Here is a 21,981-nt window from a genome sequence, read left to right on the forward strand (position 1 = left end):
CGCGCCGCAGAAATCGGTTGCAGCGAAATTCGTTCGAAACCACGATGGGCCCGGTGCGTGACCGGTTAACCCTCCTCGGACTCTTGCGCGACGTACGGCCCGGCCTGCTGGCCCTGCTGGTGGCCGCCGAACTCGTCGACGCCCTGGTCCCCGCGGCGCTCGCGGTCTCCACCGGCCTGCTGGTGGCCACCGGCGGCCACGACGTCCTGCCCGCCGTCCTGCTGCTGGGCGGGGTGCTGCTCACCGGCCAGGTCGTGGGCGGCCTGCGCCAGCCGCTCCACGAGTTCGTGGCGTCGCGCATCGACGGCGCCCACCGTGCCCGCCTGTCCGCGCTCGCCGCCACCGGCCGCACCCTGCCGATCCTGGAACGGCAGGACGTCCAGCGACTCGTCAAGACCGCCACCGCCGAGCCGACGACCTGGGTGGAGCGCACCCCGGGTGACGGCGCCATCGTCACGCTCGAGGTGGCCATGCGCTACGTGGGGCTGCTCGCCTCGGCGGCCGTGCTGGCCGCCTGGTCGCCCTGGCTGGTCCCCGCCGTCCTGGTGCCCGCGCTGATCTCCCGCCGGCTCAACCTCCTCGAATGGCGGCGGCACTTCCGGGTGTGGCTGGCGGGGATCGACGACCACCGGCGCCAGGGCTACTGGCAGGAGCTGGCCTTCAAGCCCGCCGAGGGCCGCGAGTCGCGGGTCTTCGGCTTCGGCGACCGGCTCGTCGACCGTCACCTGCGCCACGTGCGCGCCCACCTCGACCCGGTCTGGGCCGACGACCGCCGCATGTGGCGCGACTCCTGGACCCGCTTCGTGCTGGCCGTCGTCCCGCTCGGCGTCGTCTACTTCTGGGTCGGGTACGGCACGGCGTCGGGACACGGCTCGATCGCGCTGTTCGCCGCGGTCGTCACCGCGGCCTGGAGCGTGTTCCAGGTCATCGCGGGAGCCTTCGACGCCGTGGTGTTCGAGGCGGCCCGGCCGGTGCTGGCGGCGATCCGCGAGCTGGAGCGCCTCCTGGCCGGCGACGCCGCCGCCCGAGCTGAAGCGGGGGCGGCCCCGGAGATCCGCTTCGACCAGGTCGGCTTCGCCTACCCGGGCTCGGACCGGCGGGTGCTCGACGGCCTGGACCTGGTGATCAGGCCGGGGGAGCGGGTGGCGCTCGTCGGGCTGAACGGCGCGGGCAAGTCGACGCTGACCAAGCTGCTGGCCGGGCTCTACGAGCCGGATTCCGGCACGGTCACCCTCGATCCGCCCTCCCGGGTGAGCGTGGTCTTCCAGGACTTCGTGAAGTACCGGCTCTCGCTGGCCGACAACATCACGTTCGGCTCCGCCGTACCTCCTGACCGGGCGGCCATGGAGGCGGCGGCGCGCGACGCCGGGCTCGGCGAGGTCCTGCGCCGCCTGCCGCGCGGCTACGACACCCCGCTCGCGCGCGCCAGGACCGGCGGCGACGACCTGTCGGGCGGCCAGTGGCAGCTCGTCGCGCTGGCCAGGGCGCTCTACGCGGCCAGGACCGGCGCGCGCGTGCTGGTCCTCGACGAGCCCACCGCCCACCTCGACGTGCGCACCGAGGCCGACCTGTTCGGCAGGCTGGCCGGGATCACCGAGGGCGTCAGCGTGCTGCTCATCTCCCACCGGCTGGCGACCGTACGGCGGGCCGACCGCATCGTCCTGCTCGACGGCGGGCGGATCACCGAGCAGGGCACCCACGACGAGCTCATGGCGCTCGGCGGAGAGTACGCCCGCATGTACACCATCCAGGCCGAGCGGTTCACACGCGGCTTCGACGACCGGCTCGAGGAAGGAGAACTCGCATGAGGTGGGAGCTCTTCAAGCTCTCGTGGCGCGAACACCCGGGGCTCAGCGCGGCCGTGGTGGTCACCCTGGTGACCGGCGTGGTGACCTTCGCCGGCACCGGCCTGGCGTTGCGCGCCCTGGTGGAGGCGACCGGAGCCGGGCAGTCCCGGGCGCTCGCCCTGGCCGCGCTGGGCGCCGCCGTGGCCTTCGGGCTGAACTGGCTGGTCACCCACCTGGAGTTCACCATCCGCGTGCACCTCGCCGAGAAGGTCGGCGTCACCCGCATCGGCCCCGAGCTGATGCGCATGTCGGCGCGGCTGCCCGAGATCGAGCACCTGGAGCGCACCGACTTCCAGGACCGGCTGGCCACCCTGCACGGCGAGACCTGGGCCCTGGGCGACGCGCCGTGGGCGGTGCTGGAGTCGGCGTTCCTGACCCTGCGCCTGCTGGTCACCCTCGCCGTCCTGGGCAGCGTCAACCCGTGGTTGCTGCTGCTCCTGCCGTGCGCGGGCGCGCAGTTGTGGCTCGACGGCTTCGGCCGCCGCCGCGTGACCGCGGCGCACCTGGCCGCCGCCGAGGATGACCGCGTGCAGCGTCACCTGTTCGCCGACGTGTGCGTGAACCCGGCCGCGGCCAAGGAGGTGCTCGTGGCCGGGGTCGCCGACCGCATCGTCACGCTGCAGCGCGAGGCCTGGGACCGCGCCGCCCGCACCCGCCTGGCCGGCCGGCTCGCCGCCGCCGGGTGGTCCTCGGCCGGCTGGCTCGTCTTCGTGGCGGGCTTCACCGCCGCCATCGGCCTGGTGTCCGCCACCGGTTCGCCCGGCGACGTGGTGCTGGCCGTCGTGGTCGGCTCCCAGCTGCGCTCCGCGGTGGAGATCGTCGTCATGCGCTCGTCGGAGGCCGCGAGCCGGGCGACCTACCTGGAGCCGTACCGGTGGTTGTTGTCCTACTTCGCCGAGCACGCGCCCACCCCCGGCCTGCCCGCGCCGCGCGCGTTGCGCACGGGCATCACGCTCGACGCGGTCGGCTACACCTATCCGGGCACCACGCGCCCGGCCGTCACCGGGGTCAGCGCGACCCTGCCGGCCGGGTCGGTGGTCGCGCTGGTGGGGGAGTACGGCTCGGGCAAGACGACGCTGGTGAAGCTCCTGGCCAAGATGTACTCACCCGACTCGGGACACGTCACCGTGGACGGCCAGGACCTGGCCTCGCTCGACACCGCCGGATGGCGCTCGGTGATGAGCGCGGCCTTCCAGGACTTCGGGCGTTACCAGACGACGTTCGCGGAGTCGGTGGAGCTCGGCGACCTGGGCTCGCCCATCGACGCGGCGGTCGCGGAGGCGGACGCGGAGGGCCTGGCGGCCCGGCTGCCGTCGGGCGGGCAGACGATGCTCGGCAAACGGTTCGGCGGGATCGAGCTGTCGGAGGGCCAGTGGCAGAAGGTGGCGCTGGCGCGGGCGTGCATGCGGAGGGAGCCGCTGCTGTTCCTGCTCGACGAGCCGACGGCCTCCCTGGACGCGCCCAGCGAGCAGGTGATCTTCGAGAGGTACATGGCCAGGGCCCGGCGGATCGCGCGGCGCACGGGGGCGATCACGGTCATCGTGTCGCACCGGTTCTCGACGGTGGCGGGGGCGGACCTGATCCTGGTGATGGAGGCGGGCCGGCTGGCGGAGGCGGGGACCCACGGCGAGCTGCTGGCCCGCCGCGGCACCTACGCCCAGCTGTACGGCATCCAGGCCACGGCCTACGCGCAGTGAGTGAACAGCAGCCGGTCCAGGCTGTCGTCGTCGAGCCGGGTGCTCACGTACCAGGCGTTCCCGTTGCGCGTGATCGCGGCGCCGCCGTCGGGGTAGTGGGCCACCGCCTCGGCTCCCCGCAGCTCGACCGCCTCGCTCCAGACGCCGGCCGTGCTCCCGTCGGAGAGCTTTACCGGCTCCTCGATCGGCCGGAACTCGTCGACCCTGATCCCCAGCCGCTCGCGGAAGGCGCCCGGGTGGCCGCCGAGCCGGACCCGGTTGTGCTCGTCCGTCACGCCGCTGAAGAACGAGACGACCAGCGTCCCGGGAAAGGCCCGCAGCCGCGCGGCGTCGGCGTCGGAGATCGGCGGGAGGCAGGGGACGAGGACCATGCGATAGCGGGAGAGGTCGGCGGAGGGGCTGACGAAGTCGACGGCGACGTCCCGCCTGAACAACACCCGGTGCGCCTGCCGCATCGCCTCCCAGTAGTCCAGGTCGGGGGAGGGCAACGACGGCGACTGCAGTGACCACCACGCCTGGTCGTCCCAGACGATCGCCACCTCGGCGGGGCGGGACGGCGCCAGGCCGAGCAGCTCGCGCGCGCCGTCGGCCGACGAGATCGCGCCGAGTGTCCTGCCGAGCTCGCACACCTCCCTGAAGGTCCGGCTGTCGGGCCCGGCGTGCGGGACCATCCCGTGGTGCCACAACTCGGCGCCCCCGCGCGAGGCGCGCCACTGGAAGAACAGCACCCCCGACGCCCCGGCGGCGACGTGGCGCAGGCTGTGCCTGGCGAGCTCGCCCGGCGCCTTCGGCAGCGTGCGGCCGCCCGAGTAGACGACACCCGCCGCCTGCTCCATCAGCATCCACGGCTTGCCCGCCGCCCACGATCGTGCCAGGTCGGCGGCGAAGGCGCTCTCCTCGTCGGCCGTCTCGGGCGAGGACGGGTAGTGGTCGACGGCGATGACGTCGACCTCGCACGACCAGGCCCAGTGGTCGACGTCGACCCAGGAGCCGAACACGTAGTTCGTGGTCACGGGCTTGCCGGTGGGGGCCAGGAGGCGCTTGGCGTCGAGGAAGTGCTCCAGCATCGCGTCGGAGCGGAACCGCCGCCAGTCGAGCACGTGGGCGGGGTTGGGATGCCACTGGGTGCGCATCGGCGGCGTGATCTGCTGCCACGAGGAGTAGTGCTGGCTCCAGAACGCGGTGGTCCAGGCGTCGTTGAGCGACTCCAGGGTTCCGTGGCGCCGCTGCAGCCAGGTGCGGAACGCCTCGGCGGCGTGCTCGCAGTGGCAGGCCGAGCCGTACTCGTTGTGCACGTGCCACATGGCCAGGGCGGGGTGCGTGCCGTACCTGGCGACCAGCTCGGAGACGATCGCCCGCGAGTGCTCGCGGTAGACGGGGGAGTGCACGCAGTAGGTGTCGCGGCTGCCGTACATGAGCCGCGCGCCCGAGGCGGTGACGTTGCGCGCGTCGGCGGGCATCCACGGCGGCGGTGAGGCGGTGGGCGTGGCGAGGTCGACCTGGATGCCGCCCTCGTGCAGCAGGTCCATCACCCGGTCGAGCCAGCCGAAGTCGTAGACGCCCGGCGCGGGTTCCATGCGCGACCAGGCGAAGACTCCGACCGTGACCAGGTTGACCCCGGCCCGGCGCATGAGGGCGACGTCCTCGTGCCAGACCTCTTCCGGCCACTGCTCGGGGTTGTAGTCGCCGCCGTAGTACACGTCGCCTCCGATTGACGTTTGTTGGTATGGCGACCAAACTAATTGAGAGAAGAGCCCGCTGTGAAGGAGCCGTCATGCCCTACCGCCCTCCTCTGGTCGCGCGCGAGTACTTCGTGGCCGACCCGCCCGAGCTACCGGTGCGCGCGCACGGTGAAGAGGGTCTGTCCGCCGTGACCGCCGCCGAGGTGGTGGCCGCCGACGACGGCGGGGTGACCCTGAAGGGAAGCACCTCCGCCGAGGAGACCCTGGTGGTCCAGGTGGGCGTGGCGGGCGAGGGGGTGATCAGGGTACGGCTGGCGCAGGACGCCGAGGCGCGCACCCGCTCGGCGCGCGCGATCTCCATGGTGACGCCGGGCGACTTCCCTGACGCCAGGGTGGAGGTCCACGAGGACCGGGTCACGGTGGACGCGGGCTCCCTCAGGGCCCACATCACGCTGTCGCCGTGGCACCTGAGCTTCACTGACGCAACAGGAAGATTGCTGCTCGAACAGGACGGCGGCCACACCGACATCAGCGGGCGCCTGCGCACGCTGCCCTTCGGCCGCTCCAGCGTCGACGGCGGCACCGTCGCCTACCACGAGAGCTTCGCCGCCGCCCCCGACGAGGCCTTCAGCGGCTTCGGCGAGTCGTTCACCCCGCTCGACAAGCGCGGCCAGCGCCCGCTCATGTGGAACTTCGACGCCTTCGGCGCCGAGTCCCAGCGCGCCTACAAGAACGTGCCCTTCTACCTGTCGAGCAGGGGGTACGGCATCGCGGTCGACAGCGGCATGCCCACCGAGTTCGACGTCTGCCAGAGCACCCACAGCACCGTGCAGATCGTCGTCCCCGACGACCTGATCGACTACTACGTGATCGCCGGGCCGACCCCGCCCCAGATCCTCGACCGCTTCGACGGCATCACCTGCCGCCCCGCCCTCCCGCCCGACTGGGCCTTCGGCACCTGGATCTCCTCGGGCTTCTTCGTCGACTCCCAGGAGCGCGTGCTCGACCGCGCCCGCACGATCAGGGACAAGGACATCCCCTGCGACGTGCTGCACCTCGACACCTACTGGCAGACCGAGGGCCACTGGTCCGACCTGCGCTGGGACGCCGGGCGGTTCCCCGACCCGACCACGATGCTGCGCGAGCTCGACGAGATGGGCTTCAAGGTCTGCCTCTGGATGAACCCCTACATCTCCCACCTGTCGCCCGTCTTCTCCGAGATCCCGGACTTCTTCCTGAAGACGCCCGGCGGCGAGCCGTATGTCGCCGACTGCTGGCACGGCTCCTTCCCGGCCTGCGCGATCGTCGACTTCACCAACCCCGACGCCGTCACCTGGTTCAAGGACCAGCTCCGCCCCCTGCTCCAGCAAGGTGTGCAGGTCTTCAAGACCGACTTCGCCGAGGGCGTGCCGCACGACGCGGTGGCCTTCAACGGCATGACCGGCACCGAGCTGCACAACGTCTACACCCTGCTCTTCAACGACGTGGTCGCCGAGGTCACCCGCGAGGTGCACGGGCACACCCTGGTCTGGGCGCGCTCCAGCTTCCTCGGCGGGCAGCGCCACGCGGCCCAGTGGAGCGGCGACATCTACACCAGCTACGCCGCCATGGGCAGCACCATCAGGGGCGGCCTGGCGCACGGGCTGTCGGGCATCCCGTTCTGGAGCCACGACGCGGGCGGCTTCACCGGGCGGCCCACCGACGACCTGTACGTGCGCTGGACCCAGTTCGGGGCGCTGTCGCCGCTGCTGCGGCTGCACGGCACCACCACCCGCGAGCCGTGGGAGTTCCCCGAGGTCGAGGCCGAGGCGATCGCCGCGCTCAAGCTGCGCTACCGGCTCATGCCGTACATCCTCAAGGCCGCCCGCGACGCGGCCGCGACCGGCGCGCCGATGATGCGGGCGCTCTGCGTCGACTACCCGGAGGACCCGGTCAGCTGGCAGGCCGACCTCGAATACCTGCTCGGGCGCGACCTGCTGGTCGCGCCGATGATCTCCCCGGACGGCACCCGCCAGGTGTACCTGCCGCACGGGGAGTGGGTCGACTACTGGACCCACGAAGTGCTGATCGGGGGGCGCTACGTCCAGGTCACCAAGCCCCTGGACCAGATCCCGCTCTTCGTCAGGAGCGGCGCCGTCATCGAGGAGACACCGTGAGACGCATAGCAGTTGCCGTACTGGCCCTGGCCCTGGTCGGCTGCGGAGCCGACGCAGGAGACCCCCAGCCCGCCGCCTCGGGCAGCGCGTCGGGCAGCGCGGCGCCCAGGACGCTGACCCTCTGGCACTACGAGTCGGCCGACGGCGCGATGGGCAAGGCCTGGGCCGAGGCCGTCAAGAAGTTCGAGGCCACCCACCCCGGCGTGACGGTCAAGTTCGAGCAGCAGAGCTTCGAGCAGCTGCAGAAGACCGCCTCGCTGGCGCTCAACTCCGATTCCGCGCCCGACGTGATGGAGTTCAACAAGGGCAACGCCACCACGGGCCTGCTGTCGAAGCAGGGCCTGCTGACCGACATGTCCGCCGAGGTGACCAAACGCGGCTGGGACAAGAAGCTCCCCGGCGGCCTGCAGACCACCTCGATGTACGACGAGCGCGGCGTGATGGGCTCGGGCAAGTGGTACGGCGTGACGAACTACGGCGAGTTCGTGATGGCCTATTACAACAAGGCCCTGTTCGACAAGCACGGCGTCCAGGTGCCGACCACCTACGACGAGCTCGTCAAGGCCCTCGACGCCTTCGTCGCCAAGGGCGTCACCCCGATCGCCAACTCGGGCCAGGAGTACCCCGCCCAGCAGATCTTCTACTCCCTGGCGCTGTCGAAGGCCGACAAGGCCTGGGTGGACGCCTACCAGTCCTACAAGGGCACGGTCGACTTCCACGGGCCGCAGTTCACCCACGCCGCCACGACCTACGCCGACTGGGTGAAGAAGGGCTACGTCGCCAAGAACTCGGCCGGCCTGGTCGCCGAGGACATGGGCGTGGCCTTCATGGGCGGCAAGTTCCCCATCATGATCTCCGGCAGCTGGTGGTACGGCCGCGTGCAGTCCACGGTCAAGGACTTCGAGTGGGGCATCTTCCCCTTCCCCGGCAACACGCTGCACCCGGGCTCGGGCGGCAACCTCTGGGTGGTGCCTGAGAAGGCCAGGAACAAGGACCTGGCCTACGACTTCATCGACATCACGATGAGCCCCGAGATCCAGAACATCATGGGCAACTCCGGCGGCCTGCCAGTCGCCGCCGACGCGACCGCGATCACCGACGCCAAGTCCAAGGAGCTCATCGAGACCTTCGGCAAGGTCTCCAGCGGCCTGGCGTTCTACCCCGACTGGCCCGCCCCCGGCTACTACGACGTGCTCGTGGGCGGGGTGCAGAAGCTGATCAACGGCAAGGCCGAGCCCGCCGCGGTCCTCGACGAGCTGGCCAAGCCCTATCAAGAGAACCTCGAAAGCCTTGGCAACTAGGCGCTGGTGGCTGTACCTGCTTCCGAGCCTGGTGCTGTTCGCCGTAGTGATCGTCGGGCCCTTCCTGATGAACATCGCGGCGAGCTTCACCAAGTGGTCGGGAGTGGGAACTCCGCGCTGGGTCGGGCTCGACAACTACGCGCGGCTGCTGGAGGACGAACGTTTCTGGGCGTCCTTCCAGAACAACGTGGCGCTCATCGTGGCGATGGCCGTGGTGCCGACCGTCCTCGGCCTGGTGCTGGCGGCGGTCCTGTTCGACCTGCGCGGCCGGTCGTCGGTCGTGCTGCGGGCGTTGTATTACCTGCCGCAGGTGCTGCCGGTCGCGGTGGCGGGCGTGGTGTGGCGCTGGATGCTGCACCCCGACTACGGCGCGATCAACGAGCTGACCGGGCTCGACCTGAACTACCTGGGCGACCCCGACCTGGCGCTGGCCACGGTGATGGCGGTGATGGTCTGGTTCCAGCTCGGCTACCCGCTGGTCATCTTCATGGCCGGGCTCGGCCGCGCCGACCCGGCGCTGAAGGAGGCGGCCTCCATCGACGGCGCGGGCTGGTGGCGGCGATTCTGGCACATCACGCTGCCGCAGCTGCGGCCGGAGATCTTCGTGGTGCTCGTGACGTGCACGATCGCCGCGCTGAAGGTGTTCGGCCCGATCTTCGTGCTCACCCGCGGCGGCCCGAGCGACGCCACGCTCGTGCCGTCGTACTTCTCCTACCTCAACTTCTTCACCAAGCTCGACGTCGGCTACGGCTCGGCCATCGCGACCGTGCTCGCTCTCGTCATCGTCGTGGTGACCGCCCTGTTCCTGCGCGCCCAGGAGCGGCCATGAGACGCGGATCGTTGCTGGTCGCCCTCTTCACGCTGGCCGGGGCCATGATCTTCCCGTTCGTGCTGGTGGCGATGAACGCGGTCAAGTCGCCTGCGGACTACAGCACCAAGGGGCCGTTCGGCCTGCCCTCCGAGCTCTACTTCAAGGGCCTGGTGGACTTCTGGTTCCGGGTCGACTTCGGGGAGAAGATCTGGAACAGCTTCCTGATCAGCGCCACGGTGGCGGTGCTGGCCGTGGTGCTGTCGGTGCTCAACGCCTACGCGCTGGGCATCGGCCGGATCAAGGGGCGGCTGTGGGTGCTGGTGCTCTTCCTGGTCGGCAACACGCTGCCGCAGGAGGCGCTGGTCTTCCCGCTGTTCTACCTGGCGCGCGAGGTCGGGCTCTACGACACCCACCTCGCCATGATCATCATCTTCACGGTCGTCCAGGCGGCGTTCGGGACCTATCTTCTCAGCGCCGTCCTCGGGCAGTTCCCGCGCGAACTGATCGAGGCGGCCTCCATGGACGGCGCCGGGCGTTTCACGGTCCTCATGAGAGTCGTGGTGCCGATCAGCCGTCCCACCCTGGCCGTCCTGCTGATCTTCTTCTTCATCTGGACCTGGAACGAGTTCTTCCTGCCGCTCATCTTCCTGGTCTCCAACGACCTGCAGACCGTCCCGGTCTCGCTGGCCGTGCTGCAGGGCGAGAAGTTCATGGACGCCACCACCTCCAGCGCCTCCGCCCTGCTCGGCATCGTTCCCGCCGTCGTCTTCTTCCTGCTCTTCCAGCGCACACTCACCCGTGGCATCACCGTAGGAGCCATCAAGTGATCAGACGCACGCTTGTCGCGGCCTGCCTGTTATCCACCCTCGTCACCGGGGCGGCCGACCCCGGCCTGCCCTTCCAGGACCCGTCCAAGCCGGTCGCCGAACGCGTCGACGACCTGCTCGGGCGGCTCACGCTCGACGAGAAGCTCGCCCTGCTGCACCAGGCCCAGGCGGCCATCCCGCGGCTGGGCATCGCCTTCCACAAGAACGGCACCGAGGCGCTGCACGGCGTCGGCTGGTCCAACGACCAGAACGACGGCTGGAAGCAGAAGATCGCCAGTGGGACCGTCTTCCCGCAGGCTCTCGGCCTCGGCTCCACCTGGGACCCCGCGCTGATCCAGCGAGTGGGCTCGGCCGTCGGCGACGAGCTGCGCGGCCTCAACAGCGAGAACCCCGACCTGTGGGGCCTGCAGGCCTGGGCGCCCGTGGTCGACCTGCTGCGCGACCCGCGCGCCGGGCGCAACGAGGAGGGCTACTCCGAGGACGCCCTGCTCACCGGGGCCATCTCGACCGCGTACGGCAAGGGCCTGCAGGGCGACGACCCCGCCCACCTGAAGGTCGCGCCGGTGCTCAAGCACTACTACGCCTACAACAACGAGAACCGCCGCGGCCTGGAGTCGTCCGACCTGACGCCGCGCATCGAGAAGGAGTACTACCAGCAGGCGTTCAGGACGGCGATCTCCGCGAACGCCGCCACCGGCGTGATGGCCTCCTACAACAAGGTCAACGGCCGGCCCACGCACGTCGACAGCAAGCTGAACACCGAGGTCCGCTCCTGGACCGACCAGACGCTCTACAACGTCAGCGACGCCTGGGCGCCCCACTCGCTGACCGACTACCAGCAGTACATCGCCACCAAGCCCGAGGCCTTCGCCGCCGTGATCAAGCAGGGCCTGGACAGCTTCACCATCGACGACAACCGCGCCCAGCCGATGATCGACATCCTGAAGGAGGCGCTCTCCAAGGGCCTGCTCACCGAGGCCGACGTCGACGACTCGGTGCGCAGCGCGCTGACCATCAGGACCAGGCTGGGGCACTTCGACCCTGATGGCGGGCCGTACAAGAAGATCACCAAGGACGTCGTCGACAGCCCCGCCCACCGGGCGCTCAACCGGGAGACCGCGGGCAAGGCGGCGGTGCTGCTGAAGAACTCCGGGCTGCTGCCGCTCAGGAACCCGTCGTCGGCCGCCGTCGTCGGGCCGCTGGCCGACGCGCTGCACCGCGACTGGTACGGCGGGCAGCCGTCCTACCAGGTGACGCCGCTCGCGGGCGTCAAGGAGAAGATCGCGGACGTGAGCACGGGCACCGGCCTGGAGCGCATCGCCCTCAAGCACCTCGACACCGGCAAGTACGTCACCGCGACCGACGGCGACGTGGTCGTGGCCGACCGCACCGCCCTGTCGGAGTGGGACCTCACCGACTGGACCGGCCCGGTCTCGACCCTGCGCAACGTGGGCAACGGCAAGCTGCTCGGCGGCAACTGGGGACCGTTCAACACCGTGGCCGACAACCCCGACGGCTGGTACGTGCAGCAGCAGTTCGCCCTGGAGAAGCAGGCCGACGGCAGCTACCTGGTCAAGTACGAGGGCTACGAGATCGACGAGGGCTGGTTCTGGATCGACGAGCCCTACGTGACCGTCGGCGCCGACGGCGTGCTCGGCATGGGCACCAAGGACCAGGCCGCCCGCTTCGCCAAGGAGATCCTCGTCGACGGCATCGCCGAGGCGGCCAAGCAGGCCGCGGCCAAGGACGTCGCCGTCGTGGTCGTCGGCAGCCACCCGTTCGTCTACGCCCGCGAGTTCCACGACCGTGACGACCTGCAGCTCGGCGACGGCCAGAAGCGCCTGATCGAGGCGGTGCGCAAGGCCAACCCGCGCACCGTGGTCGTCCTGGAGACCAGCTACCCGGTCATCCTGGACACCCCGAACCTGCTGTGGACCACCCACGCGGGCGCCGAGACCGGTCACGCCGTCGCCGACGTGCTCTTCGGCGCGGTCAACCCGGCCGGGCGGCTCACCCAGACCTGGTACTCCACCGACGACCTGCCGAGCATCCTGAACTACGACATCGCCGCGACCGGCATGACCTACCTCTACAACCGCCAGCCGACGCTCTACCCCTTCGGCCACGGCCTGTCCTACACCACCTTCGGCTACCAGGGCCTCAAGGCGCAGGGCAACCAGGTGAGCGTCAAGGTCACCAACACCGGCAGGGTCGCGGGCGACGAGGTGGTCCAGCTCTACACCAGCCAGCAGGAGTCCCGCTTCAAGCAGCCGGAGAAGCAGCTCAGGGGCTTCCAGCGCGTGTCGCTCAGGCCCGGCGAGTCGAAGACCGTCACCTTCACTGTCGACTTCTCGACCTGGGACCAGACGCGCAACAAGTGGATCGTCGAGCGGGCCACGCACGACGTCCTCGTCGGCTCGTCCTCCGAGCGGATCAGGCAGCGCACCACGCTCCAGGTCAGGGGCGAGGTCGTGCCGCCGCGCGACCTGACCGCGACGACGCGGGCGATGGACTTCGACGCCTACTCCGGCGTCAAGTTCGTGCCGGAGACCCTGCTCGAGGGCGACGCGGTCGCCGGGCCGGGCACGATCTCCTTCACCAAGGCCCGCTTCGGGGCGGCCTTCACCGCCAGGGCGGCCGGGACCGGCACCATCGAGATCCGCCGGGGCGCCACCCTGCTCGGCACCGTGACCGTCTCCTCGGCCGACTGGAGCACCGTCTCCGCCGCGGTCAAGGCCGGGAGCGGTGACCTGAACCTGGTGCTGTCGGAGGGGGTGAGGCTCAGCTCCTTCTCACTGAAGTAGCAGCGCCAGCAACGGCACGGTCGCCAGGGACAGCAGGCTCGACACGAGGATGGCGTCCCTGGCCAGACCGGCCGGCCTGCCGTACACGGTGGCGTAGACGAAGGTGTTCTGCGCGGTTGGGAGCGCCGCGAAGACCACTGCCGACATCAGCGCCGCCGTGTCGAGTCTGAGCACGAAACGCCCGATGAGGAAGGCGAGGGCCGGGTGAGCCAGGAGCTTGACGGCCACCACCAGACTCACCAGGCGCAGGCGGCTCAGCTCCGCCCTGGGCACGTCGAGAGACATGCCCAGGGCGAAAACCGCCAGCGGTACGGCGGCCCCGCCGAGCGAGTCGAGCGTGCCCGCGATCACGCCGGGCAACTCCAGGCCGGTGGCCGCCACCGCCAGGCCCAGCGCCGCGGCGACCATGTTCGGCGTGCGCAGCGGCGCCCACGAGAACCGTTTCTCGGAGCCGAGGGCCATGAAGATCGGGGGAGACATCACCATGATCTGGAAGAGCATCACCGACAGGGCGAACGTGACGTCGTTCAGCAGGTAGAGCGCCACGGGCAGGCCCAGGTTGCCCGCGTTGACGTACGAGGCGGCCATCGTGCCCACGATCCGCTCGTGCAGCCTGCCCTTCAGCACGAGCAGCATCACACCGGCGACGACCGCCGTGGCGGCGGCGAAGGCGGCCAGCGGCTCGAAGCGCACCTGGGCCAGGTCGGTACGGCTCAGCGTGGTGAACAGCACCGCCGGCATGGCCAGGTTGAAGGTGAACCAGGTGAACACGCCCTGGGCGGGCGCGGGGACGCGCTTGGTGCGGCTCGCCGCCCATCCGAGGAGACCGAGAGTCCAGATCGGGACAAAAGCGGCAAGGATCGATTGCACCCGCCAAACCCTATCAAGCAGGTAATAGTTGGTTTTAAAAACAAACTATTGACCAGATCTTGCCCCTATGTGAACCTCTGTGTGCAGCAGTTACGCGCCGCGTTCGGCGACGGTCAGGGTCCCGGAACCGGCCTTTCGCACGCCTCCGAGAGGACCCACAGATGCGCAGAGCCCTCTTAGCCCTGCTCGTACTCGCCTGGCTGATCACCGTCCCGCAGAGCCCGGCGATGGCCGTCGCCGCCGAGCCGTACACCTTCAAGAACGTGAACATCGGCGGGGGCGGCTTCGTCCCCGGCATCGTGTTCAACCAGAAGGAGAAGGACCTCATCTACGCCCGCACCGACATCGGCGGCGTCTACCGCTGGGACAAGGCCACGGGCAAGTGGATCCCCCTGATGGACGGGATCGCCGGCTGGGACACCTGGAACCGCATGGGCGGCGTCAGCGTGGCCACCGACCCGGTGGACCCCAACCGCGTCTACGTCGCCACCGGCATGTACACCAACTCCTGGGACGCCAGGAACGGCGCGATCCTGCGCTCCACCAACCGCGGCGCCACCTGGGCCGTCACCGAGCTGCCCTTCAAGGGCAGCGGCAACATGCCCGGCCGCGGCATGGGCGAGCGCCTGGCGATCGACCCGAACAAGAACAACATCATCTACTACGGCACCGCGAACGCCAACGGGCTGTGGAAGTCGACCGACTACGGCGCCACCTGGGCCAAGGTCACCAGCTTCCCGAACGTCGGCAACTTCGCCCAGGACCCCAACGACACGCAGTACGACTACAACACGATGACCCAGGGCATCCCCTGGATCACCTTCGACCCGCGCACCGGCACGGCCGGCAACGCCACCCAGACGATCTACGCGGGCGTCGCCGACAAGGAGAACAACCTCTACAAGTCGACCGACGCGGGGGCGACCTGGACCCGCGTCGCCGGCCAGCCCACCGGCTACGTGCCGCACAAGGGCGTGCTCGACCACGTCAACGGCTACCTCTACCTGGCCACCGGCGACACCGGAGGTCCCTACATCAACGAGGACGGCGAGGTCTGGCGGCTCACCACCGCCACCGGCGTGTGGACCGAGATCACCCCCACTCCTGACGCCGACCGCTACTACGGCTTCAGCGGCTTCACGATCGACCGGCAGGACCCCTCGACCATCATGGTCGCCTCGCAGGTCTCGTGGTGGCCCGACAACATCATCTTCCGCTCCACCGACAGCGGCGCCACGTGGACCAGGATCTGGGACTGGAACGGCTACCCCAGCCGTACCTTCCGCTACACCCAGGACATCTCCTCGCACCCGTGGCTGACCATGGGCAAGCAGTCGCAGCAGCCCGAGGTCGATCCCAAGCTGGGCTGGATGACCGAGGCCATGGAGATCGACCCGTTCGACTCCAACCGCCTCCTGTACGGCACCGGCGCGACGATCTACGGCACCACCGACCTGCTCAAGTGGGACAACAACCAGCAGATCACGATCAAGCCGTTCATCGCCGGCCTCGAAGAGACCGCCGTGCTCGACCTGATCAGCCCGCCCACCGGCGCCAGCCTGCTCTCGGCGGTCGGTGACATCGGCGGCTTCCGCCACACCTCGCTCGACGCCGTCCCGTCGATGATGTACCGCACCCCGCTGCACGTCACCACGCGCAGCATGGACTACGCGGAACTGTCGCCCTCCACGATCGTGCGCGTCGGCGACACCAGCGAGACCGGCGTCACCCACCTGGGCGTCTCGACCGACGGCGGCGCCAACTGGTGGCAGGCCAACGGCGAGCCCGGCGGCATCACCGGCGGCGGCTACGTGGCCATCTCCGCCAACGCGGGCTCCATCGTCTGGGCGCCCGGCGGCGCCGCCCCGCACTACTCCACCACCCTCGGCAGCTCATGGACGGCCGTCTCCGGCCTGCCCACCGGGGCCCAGGTCCGCGCCGACCGCGTGACCGCGGGAAGGTTCTACGGCTACCACGGCGGCAAGTTCTACGTCAGCACCAACAACGGCGCGAGCTTCACCCAGACCGCCGCGACCGGCCTGCCCACCGGCGGCGCCGGCTGGGGCGTCGAGGGCGCGACCACCACCACCGTCCGCTTCAAGACCGTGCCCGGCCAGGCGGGCCACGTCTGGATCGTCGCGGGATCGCCGTCGACCGGGCAGTACAACAACGGCATCACCTACGGCGTGTGGAAGTCGACCGACGGCGGGACCAGCTTCACCCGCCTGCCCAACGTCACCGCCGCCGAGAACATCGGTTTCGGCAAGGCCGCCACCGGCGCCTCGTACATGGCCGTCTACCTGGTCGGCATGATCGACGGGGTGCACGGCCTGTTCCGCTCCAACGACGGCGGCACCTCGTGGGTGCGCATCAACGACGACCAGCACCAGTACGCCAACATGGGCGAGGCGCTGACCGGCGACCCGCGCGTCTACGGGCGCGTCTACCTGGGCACCAACGGCCGCGGCATCATCTACGGCGACCCGTCGGGCACCCAGACCGACACGCAGGCGCCGACCAAGCCGGGCACCCCGGTGGCGTCGGCGGTCACCTCCTCGGGCGCGACGCTGACCTGGACGGCTTCGACGGACAACGTCGGGGTGACGGGCTACGACGTCTATCGGGGCAGCACGCTGGCCGGCTCGACCACGGCGACGTCGTTCACCGCGACGGGCCTTTCCCCGGCCACCGCCTACACCTTCACCGTCAGGGCCAAGGACGCGGCGGGCAACACCTCGACCGCCTCCGACGGGGTCACCTTCACCACCACCTCCGGCACCGACACGCAGGCGCCGACCAAGCCGGGCACCCCGGTGGCGTCGGCCATCACCTCCTCGGGCGCGACGCTGACCTGGACCGCCTCGACGGACAACGTCGCGGTGACCGGATACGACGTCTACCGGGGCACCACGCTGGCCGGCTCCACGACGACGACCTCGTTCGCCGCCACCGGGCTGTCGCCCAGCACGGCCTACACCTTCACCGTCAGGGCCAAGGACGCGGCGGGCAACACCTCGACCGCCTCCGACCCGGTCACCTTCACCACCTCGCAGGGAGGCACAGGCAAGGCCTGCACCGCCACCTACACCAAGAACAACGAGTGGCCGGGCGGCTTCGGCGCCAACGTCACGGTGGCCAACACCGGCTCGGTCGCCATGACCGGCTGGACCGTCACCTGGACCTACGCCAACGGCCAGACCGTCACCAGCCACTGGAGCGCCGACCTCGTCCAGACCGGCGCCAACGTGACCGCCAAGAACCTGTCCTACAACGGCGCCGTCGCCGTGAACGGTTCGACGAGCTTCGGCTTCAACGGAGCCTGGTCGAACGCCAACACCAACCCCACGCCGACCTGCACGCCGGCGTGACGGTTCGCTAGACGTACGGCCGGCGCCGGCCTTCCGCAGGCTTCGCTCGGCGCCGGCCGTACTCGCTTAGCCAGTGAACATGCGGGGATTTATCCCTGCATGTTCACCGCAAAGTCCATCGGCTACTGGATCGCCCTGGACGCCCCCGTGGCCACAGAACGCATCGCCCGGCTGGGATACGACTACGTCGTGCTCGACGGGCAACACGGCTTCATCGACCAGTCGGGGCTGCTGGCCGGCCTCATGGCCATCGAGCTCGCCGGATGCGCGGGCCTGGTGCGGGTCGAGGCCAACAACCCCACCCCGATCGGCCGCGCCCTGGACGCCGGGGCCCGCGGCGTCATCATCCCGCTCATCGACTCGGCCGCGGACGCCGCCGCCGCCGTCGCCGCCGCCCGCTTCCCGCCCCTGGGCGCCCGCTCCTACGGCCCCATGCGCGACCCGGCGGGAACCCGCCCGAAGCCGGCCGACGTCAACGAGAAGGTCACCGTCGTCGCCATGATCGAGACCCCCAGGGCGCTCGCCTCCGTCGAGGAGATCTGCGCCGTGCCCGGCCTCGACGGCGTCTACATCGGCCCCTCCGACCTCTCCCTGGCCCTGGGCGGCGCCTACCCGGGCGACCCGGCCATCGCCGACGCCTTCGAGCAGGCCCTGGAACGGGTGCGCAAGGCCGCCGCCGCGAGCGGGGTGGCCGCGGGCATCCACACCCCGACGGGCGAGGTCGCCGCCCGCCGCCTGGCCGAGGGATTCGCCTTCGCCAGCATCTCCGGCGACCTGTCCCACCTGGAGCAGGCCGCCGCCGCCCATCTCGAACGGGCCAGGCGCTAGAAACGGGTACGGCTCCCGCATCCCGCGGGAGCCGTACCCGCAAAAGACCTCAGCCCTTGACGGCGCCGATGATCACACCCTTGATGAAGTGCCGCTGGATGAACGGGTAGATGAGCACCACCGGGATCATCGCGAGCACCAGCACCGCCATCCTGACCGAGGTGACCGGCACCGCCGCGAGCCCCAGCCCGCTGGCGTCCATCACCCCCGAGGCGGTCTGCATGGGCTGCCCCTGCAGGATGTAGGTCCGCAGGACCAGCTGCAGCGGCCACCTGCTGCTGTCGTTGAGGTAGAGCAGCGCGTTGAAGAAGGCGTTCCAGTACGCCACGGCGTAGAACAGCCCGATCACGGCCAGCGCCGCCTTCGAGAGCGGCAGCACGATCTTGCGGAAGATCTGGAAGTCGCTGGCCCCCTCGATCCTGGCGCTCTCGATCACCTCACCGGGGATGGCCATGAAGAACGCCCGCAGCACGACGAGGTTGAACGCGGAGATCGCGGCGGGCAGGATCAGCGACGCGTAGCTGTCGAGCAGCCCGAGGCTGTAGACCATGATGTACGACGGGATGATTCCCGGCCCGAACAGGAACGTGATCAGCACGGCGAACAGCAGCGGCCGGTGCAGGAGCGAGCCGGGCCGCGACAGGCCGTAGGCGGCCATGGCGGTGACCGACAGGCTCAGCGCCGTCCCCACCACGGTGATCCCGATGCTGACCATCAACGCCTTCAGCACGACCCCGCCGCCGAGCACCTCGGCGTAGGCGTCGAAGCTGAAGCCGTTCGGCACGATGACCAGGCCGCCCGCCTCGTTGATCGCTTCGGCGGAGGAGATGCTGGTCAGCACCACGATGTAGAGGGGGAAGAGGACGGCGAGCGTCACGAGCGTCAGGGCCAGAGCCTTGCCGATCTTCCCGGGCAGCGAGGGTTCCTCGTCCCAGACGGGCCGGAGTGAGGTTTGCGTGACAGTGCTCATGATCGTTGGTAGATCCCCTGCTCGCCGAGCTTGTGGGCGACTTTGTTCGCGACCAGAATGAGGATGAGGCCGACGACTCCCTTGAACAGCCCGGCCGCGGCGCCGATGCTCCAGTCGCCGGTCAGCAGGCCCAGCCAGTAGACGTAGGTGTCGAGCACCTCGGCGGCTCCCGCCCCGACCGCGTCGCGCTGGAGGATGAACTGCTCGAATCCCACGTTGAGGGCGTCGCCCAGGCGCAGGATGAGCAGGAGCACGATGACCGGGCGCAGGCCGGGCAGGGTGATGTGCCACATGCGCTGCCAGCGGCTGGCCCCGTCGACGGCGGCGGCCTCGTAGAGGTTCGGGTTGATCGTGCTGAGCGCGGCGAGGAAGATGATCATTCCCCAGCCGGCGTCCTTCCAGATCGCCTGGACGGTGACCAGCCCGATGAAGGTGTCGGGATTGGTCATCAGGTCGACCGGGCTCATGCCCCAGTCGCGCATCACCTGCGCCGTGAGCCCCGCCCCGCCCAGCATCTGCTGGAAGACGGTGACCACCAGCACCCACGAGAAGAAGTGCGGCAGGTAGACGATGTTCTGGATGACCGCGCGCAGCCTGGGCCGCAGCACGCTGTTGAGCAGGATGGCCAGCGCGATCGGCACCGGGAAGTAGAAGACCAGCTGGAACGCGGTGATCGTCACGGTGTTGCCGACGGCGTGCCAGAAGGCGGGCTCGCCCATCAGGTAGGCGAAGTTGCCCCACCCGACGTACGGGCTGTTGGTGATGCCGTCGATCGGGGTGTAGTCGAGGAAGGCGATCACGTTCCACAACGTCGGCACGTAGTGGAAGAGCCCCAGCAGGCCGAGCGCGGGGACGACCATCAGGAGCAGCTGCCAGTCCCTGCGCAGGCGGCTGAGGAACGACGACTGGCTGGCGCGGCGGCGGCCGCGCCCCTCCCGCGGGCGTGCGGGGGTCGTTCCCGTGGCCGGGCTGCGCTCGGCCACGGGAACCGCACGACGATCAGACACGGCCGTTGTCCTTGAGGACCTTCATGAAGAAGGTGCGTGCCTCCTCGCCGCCGGCGTCACGCCACTCCTGGACGATCTTGGCCAGGTCCTCCAGCGGGCGGCGGCCCTTGACCACGTCGCGGACCTTGTCCTCGGTGGGCTGCTGGGCGGCGGCAAGCTTGGAGGGGTCCTGCTTGCGGATGCCCTCGAAGGGGTACTTCTCGCGGCTGTTGTACCAGGCCAGCTTGAGGTCGCCGGCGGCCTTGATGTAGCCGGGGAAGTACTCGCTGTCGGGCTCGACCTGGCTGGAGAGGAAGAAGAAGGTCGGCGGCTGCGACTCCTGCTGCCCCTTCTTGGTGTAGGCGGGGAACTCACCGGGCTTCTGCGTGTAGTGCACGTCCTTCACGCCGTAGCGCCACAGGTGGTACTCCTCGGTGCCGATCGGCGAGCCGAACCAGTTGAGGATGCGCAGGACCTCCTCGATCTTCTCCTTGGGCAGGTCCTTGCGCAGGAACAGGTACATCCAGGCCGGCTCCTGGTACCAGCCGAACGGCTGGCCGCCGTCGTGGGTCCAGTAGTGCGGGCTCATCAGGAAGTCGGGATTGACCGGCGCCTGCCGCGTCACGGCCTCGTGCCAGGCCCCGAAGCCGTCGTCGGTGATGACGGCCTGGCCGCCCTCGAACAGCTCCTTGCCGGCCGGCGACTGGTAGCCCTGCGCGACGATCGTCGGGTGCACGAGCTCGGCCTCGTAGAGCTTGCGGATGAAGGCGATGGCGTCGGCGTACTCCTTGGTCTCGTACTTGTGGAGCAGCTTGCCGCCCTCCAGGCGCCAGGTGCTCGGGGCGCGGAAGGCCCGCTCGATCTCCTGGTGGATGCCGCCGAAGGCCCAGCGCTTCTGCTTGGCGTCGGTGATCTTCTTGCCGAGCTCGAAGAGCTCGTCGGCGGTGTTCCACGGCTGCACGCCGAGCTTGTCGAAGATGTCCTTGCGGAAGTACGTCACTCGGGCCGGGCTCTGGCCGGGGTGCGGGATCGACATGAGCTTGCCGTTCCATACGCCGAAGGCCCAGGCCTCCTGGCTGATGTTGGCGAGCATCGGGTAGGCGGACGACTTGTCGCCGGACAGGTACGGGCCGAGGTCGGCGAAGAGCCGGTCGACGGTGCGGTCGAAGTCGGCCAGGGCCTGCACGTTCCAGCCGGGCACGGCGGTGATCTCGGGGACGTTGCCCGCGGCCAGCATGGGGCCGAGCTTGTCGACGTAGGAGTTGCCGTCGACGATGTTGAGCTTGACGGTGGCGCCGAGCGCCTTGTTGACCCCGTCGTAGTACTCGTTGGGCACCGGCGGCGGCGGTCCCCACAGGGGCGTCATCGCGCTGAAGGTGCTGCCCTTGCCGGGCACCTCGGGGATCGCCTTGACCAGGGTCTGCGGGTAGGAGGTGAAGCCGATCGAGACGGGGTTGCTGACGTCGGGCTTCACTCCCGCGTAGGGGATGTGCTTGGGCAGCAGCTGGGTCAGCTTGTCCACCGCCTCGGCGGTGCCGGAGCCCTTGCGCGAGACCGGCGCGGTTCCGCCGCAGGCAGCGGCGAACGCGGAGAGTCCGGCAAGGGTGAGAAAGCCGCGGCGGTTGATCGCGCCCTTCGAGGACGATGTCACGGCGCGCTCCCTTCTGGTTCTCGAGCAGGGGACCCGATAGAGTTAGTTCGTCTGATAGCCAAACAAATTAGTTCAGTGTCAGACTGGCCACAAGGTGTGGCAGCGGTCACAGATTGATGACGGGAGCGCGATGCGGCGTTTCGGCGGACTCCATGTTCACGGTATGGGGCAGTCATGAGGCAT

At 69.7% G+C, this 21,981-nt stretch carries 14 protein-coding genes; 9 read left to right on the forward strand and 5 right to left on the reverse strand.

What is annotated here, in order from left to right:
* The first annotated feature begins 53 nt into the window (after positions 1–53).
* Entirely contained in the window at positions 54–1,808 is a 1,755-nt protein-coding gene (locus ACIBH1_RS02390; RefSeq protein WP_397311748.1) for an ATP-binding cassette domain-containing protein, read from the forward strand.
* Positions 1,805–3,544: an ATP-binding cassette domain-containing protein gene (locus tag ACIBH1_RS02395; protein WP_397311749.1), complete on the forward strand. Its 1,740-nt coding sequence runs from the start codon at positions 1,805–1,807 to the stop codon at positions 3,542–3,544. The genes ACIBH1_RS02390 and ACIBH1_RS02395 overlap by 4 nt, the downstream gene beginning before the upstream one ends.
* Here the strand turns inward: ACIBH1_RS02395 and ACIBH1_RS02400 are convergent.
* A complete protein-coding gene (locus ACIBH1_RS02400) occupies positions 3,532–5,244 on the reverse strand; it encodes a beta-galactosidase (RefSeq protein WP_397311750.1) in 1,713 nt (570 codons plus the stop codon). The genes ACIBH1_RS02395 and ACIBH1_RS02400 overlap by 13 nt on opposite strands.
* 74 nt (positions 5,245–5,318) lie before the next feature.
* Here ACIBH1_RS02400 and ACIBH1_RS02405 point away from each other — a divergent pair, with 74 nt between their 5' ends.
* Genes ACIBH1_RS02405 through ACIBH1_RS02425 form a run of 5 tightly spaced genes read left to right on the forward strand, consistent with a single transcriptional unit; the run spans position 5,319 to position 13,125 of the window.
* The gene (locus tag ACIBH1_RS02405; protein WP_397311751.1) at positions 5,319–7,382 is read left to right on the forward strand and encodes a TIM-barrel domain-containing protein; all 2,064 of its coding nucleotides are present in this window, start codon (positions 5,319–5,321) and stop codon (positions 7,380–7,382) included.
* Positions 7,379–8,683: an ABC transporter substrate-binding protein gene (locus tag ACIBH1_RS02410; RefSeq protein WP_397311752.1), complete on the forward strand. Its 1,305-nt coding sequence runs from the start codon at positions 7,379–7,381 to the stop codon at positions 8,681–8,683. Before ACIBH1_RS02405 ends, ACIBH1_RS02410 begins: the two co-directional genes overlap by 4 nt.
* On the forward strand, positions 8,673–9,512 hold the full coding sequence (locus ACIBH1_RS02415) for a carbohydrate ABC transporter permease (protein ID WP_397311753.1): 840 nt from the start codon (positions 8,673–8,675) through the stop codon (positions 9,510–9,512). The genes ACIBH1_RS02410 and ACIBH1_RS02415 overlap by 11 nt, the downstream gene beginning before the upstream one ends.
* On the forward strand, positions 9,509–10,321 hold the full coding sequence (locus ACIBH1_RS02420; protein WP_397311754.1) for a carbohydrate ABC transporter permease: 813 nt from the start codon (positions 9,509–9,511) through the stop codon (positions 10,319–10,321). The genes ACIBH1_RS02415 and ACIBH1_RS02420 overlap by 4 nt, the downstream gene beginning before the upstream one ends.
* On the forward strand, positions 10,318–13,125 hold the full coding sequence (locus ACIBH1_RS02425) for a glycoside hydrolase family 3 C-terminal domain-containing protein (RefSeq protein WP_397311755.1): 2,808 nt from the start codon (positions 10,318–10,320) through the stop codon (positions 13,123–13,125). Before ACIBH1_RS02420 ends, ACIBH1_RS02425 begins: the two co-directional genes overlap by 4 nt.
* On the opposite strand, the gene ACIBH1_RS02430 is transcribed toward ACIBH1_RS02425, so the two are convergent.
* Positions 13,114–13,995 carry an AEC family transporter gene (locus ACIBH1_RS02430; RefSeq protein WP_397311756.1) on the reverse strand — a complete coding sequence of 294 codons (882 nt, stop codon included), beginning with the start codon at positions 13,993–13,995 and terminating at the stop codon, positions 13,114–13,116. The two genes, ACIBH1_RS02425 and ACIBH1_RS02430, sit on opposite strands and share 12 nt — an antisense overlap.
* Positions 13,996–14,156: 161 nt before the next feature.
* Here ACIBH1_RS02430 and ACIBH1_RS02435 point away from each other — a divergent pair, with 161 nt between their 5' ends.
* Entirely contained in the window at positions 14,157–17,363 is a 3,207-nt protein-coding gene (locus ACIBH1_RS02435; protein WP_397311757.1) for a cellulose binding domain-containing protein, read from the forward strand.
* Positions 17,364–17,462: 99 nt separating this feature from the next.
* Entirely contained in the window at positions 17,463–18,191 is a 729-nt protein-coding gene (locus ACIBH1_RS02440) for an HpcH/HpaI aldolase/citrate lyase family protein (RefSeq protein ID WP_397311758.1), read from the forward strand.
* Positions 18,192–18,240: 49 nt separating this feature from the next.
* Here ACIBH1_RS02440 and ACIBH1_RS02445 read toward each other — a convergent pair whose 3' ends face one another.
* From ACIBH1_RS02445 to ACIBH1_RS02455, 3 genes are read right to left on the reverse strand one after another with little or no spacing between them, the layout of a single operon-like run.
* Positions 18,241–19,161 carry a carbohydrate ABC transporter permease gene (locus tag ACIBH1_RS02445; RefSeq protein WP_397311759.1) on the reverse strand — a complete coding sequence of 307 codons (921 nt, stop codon included), beginning with the start codon at positions 19,159–19,161 and terminating at the stop codon, positions 18,241–18,243.
* Positions 19,158–20,168, reverse strand: a complete 1,011-nt coding sequence (locus ACIBH1_RS02450) for an ABC transporter permease (RefSeq protein WP_397311760.1) — start codon at positions 20,166–20,168, stop codon at positions 19,158–19,160. The genes ACIBH1_RS02445 and ACIBH1_RS02450 overlap by 4 nt, the downstream gene beginning before the upstream one ends.
* A complete protein-coding gene (locus tag ACIBH1_RS02455; protein ID WP_397311761.1) occupies positions 20,161–21,798 on the reverse strand; it encodes an extracellular solute-binding protein in 1,638 nt (545 codons plus the stop codon). The genes ACIBH1_RS02450 and ACIBH1_RS02455 overlap by 8 nt, the downstream gene beginning before the upstream one ends.
* Positions 21,799–21,981: the final 183 nt, after the last annotated feature.

It is taken from the genome of Nonomuraea sp. NPDC050663 (assembly GCF_044456985.1).
Classification (GTDB): Bacteria; Actinomycetota; Actinomycetes; order Streptosporangiales; family Streptosporangiaceae; genus Nonomuraea.

Bases quoted from the DNA above. Each gene is read 5' to 3' on its own strand.
- ACIBH1_RS02435 (WP_397311757.1), top strand. From the start codon at position 14,157: ATGCGCAGAGCCCTCTTAGCCCTGCTCGTACTCGCCTGGCTGATCACC.
- ACIBH1_RS02395 (WP_397311749.1), top strand. From the start codon at position 1,805: ATGAGGTGGGAGCTCTTCAAGCTCTCGTGGCGCGAACACCCGGGGCTC.
- ACIBH1_RS02405 (WP_397311751.1), top strand. From the start codon at position 5,319: ATGCCCTACCGCCCTCCTCTGGTCGCGCGCGAGTACTTCGTGGCCGAC.
- ACIBH1_RS02420 (WP_397311754.1), top strand. From the start codon at position 9,509: ATGAGACGCGGATCGTTGCTGGTCGCCCTCTTCACGCTGGCCGGGGCC.
- ACIBH1_RS02440 (WP_397311758.1), top strand. From the start codon at position 17,463: ATGTTCACCGCAAAGTCCATCGGCTACTGGATCGCCCTGGACGCCCCC.
- ACIBH1_RS02445 (WP_397311759.1), bottom strand. From the start codon at position 19,161: ATGAGCACTGTCACGCAAACCTCACTCCGGCCCGTCTGGGACGAGGAA.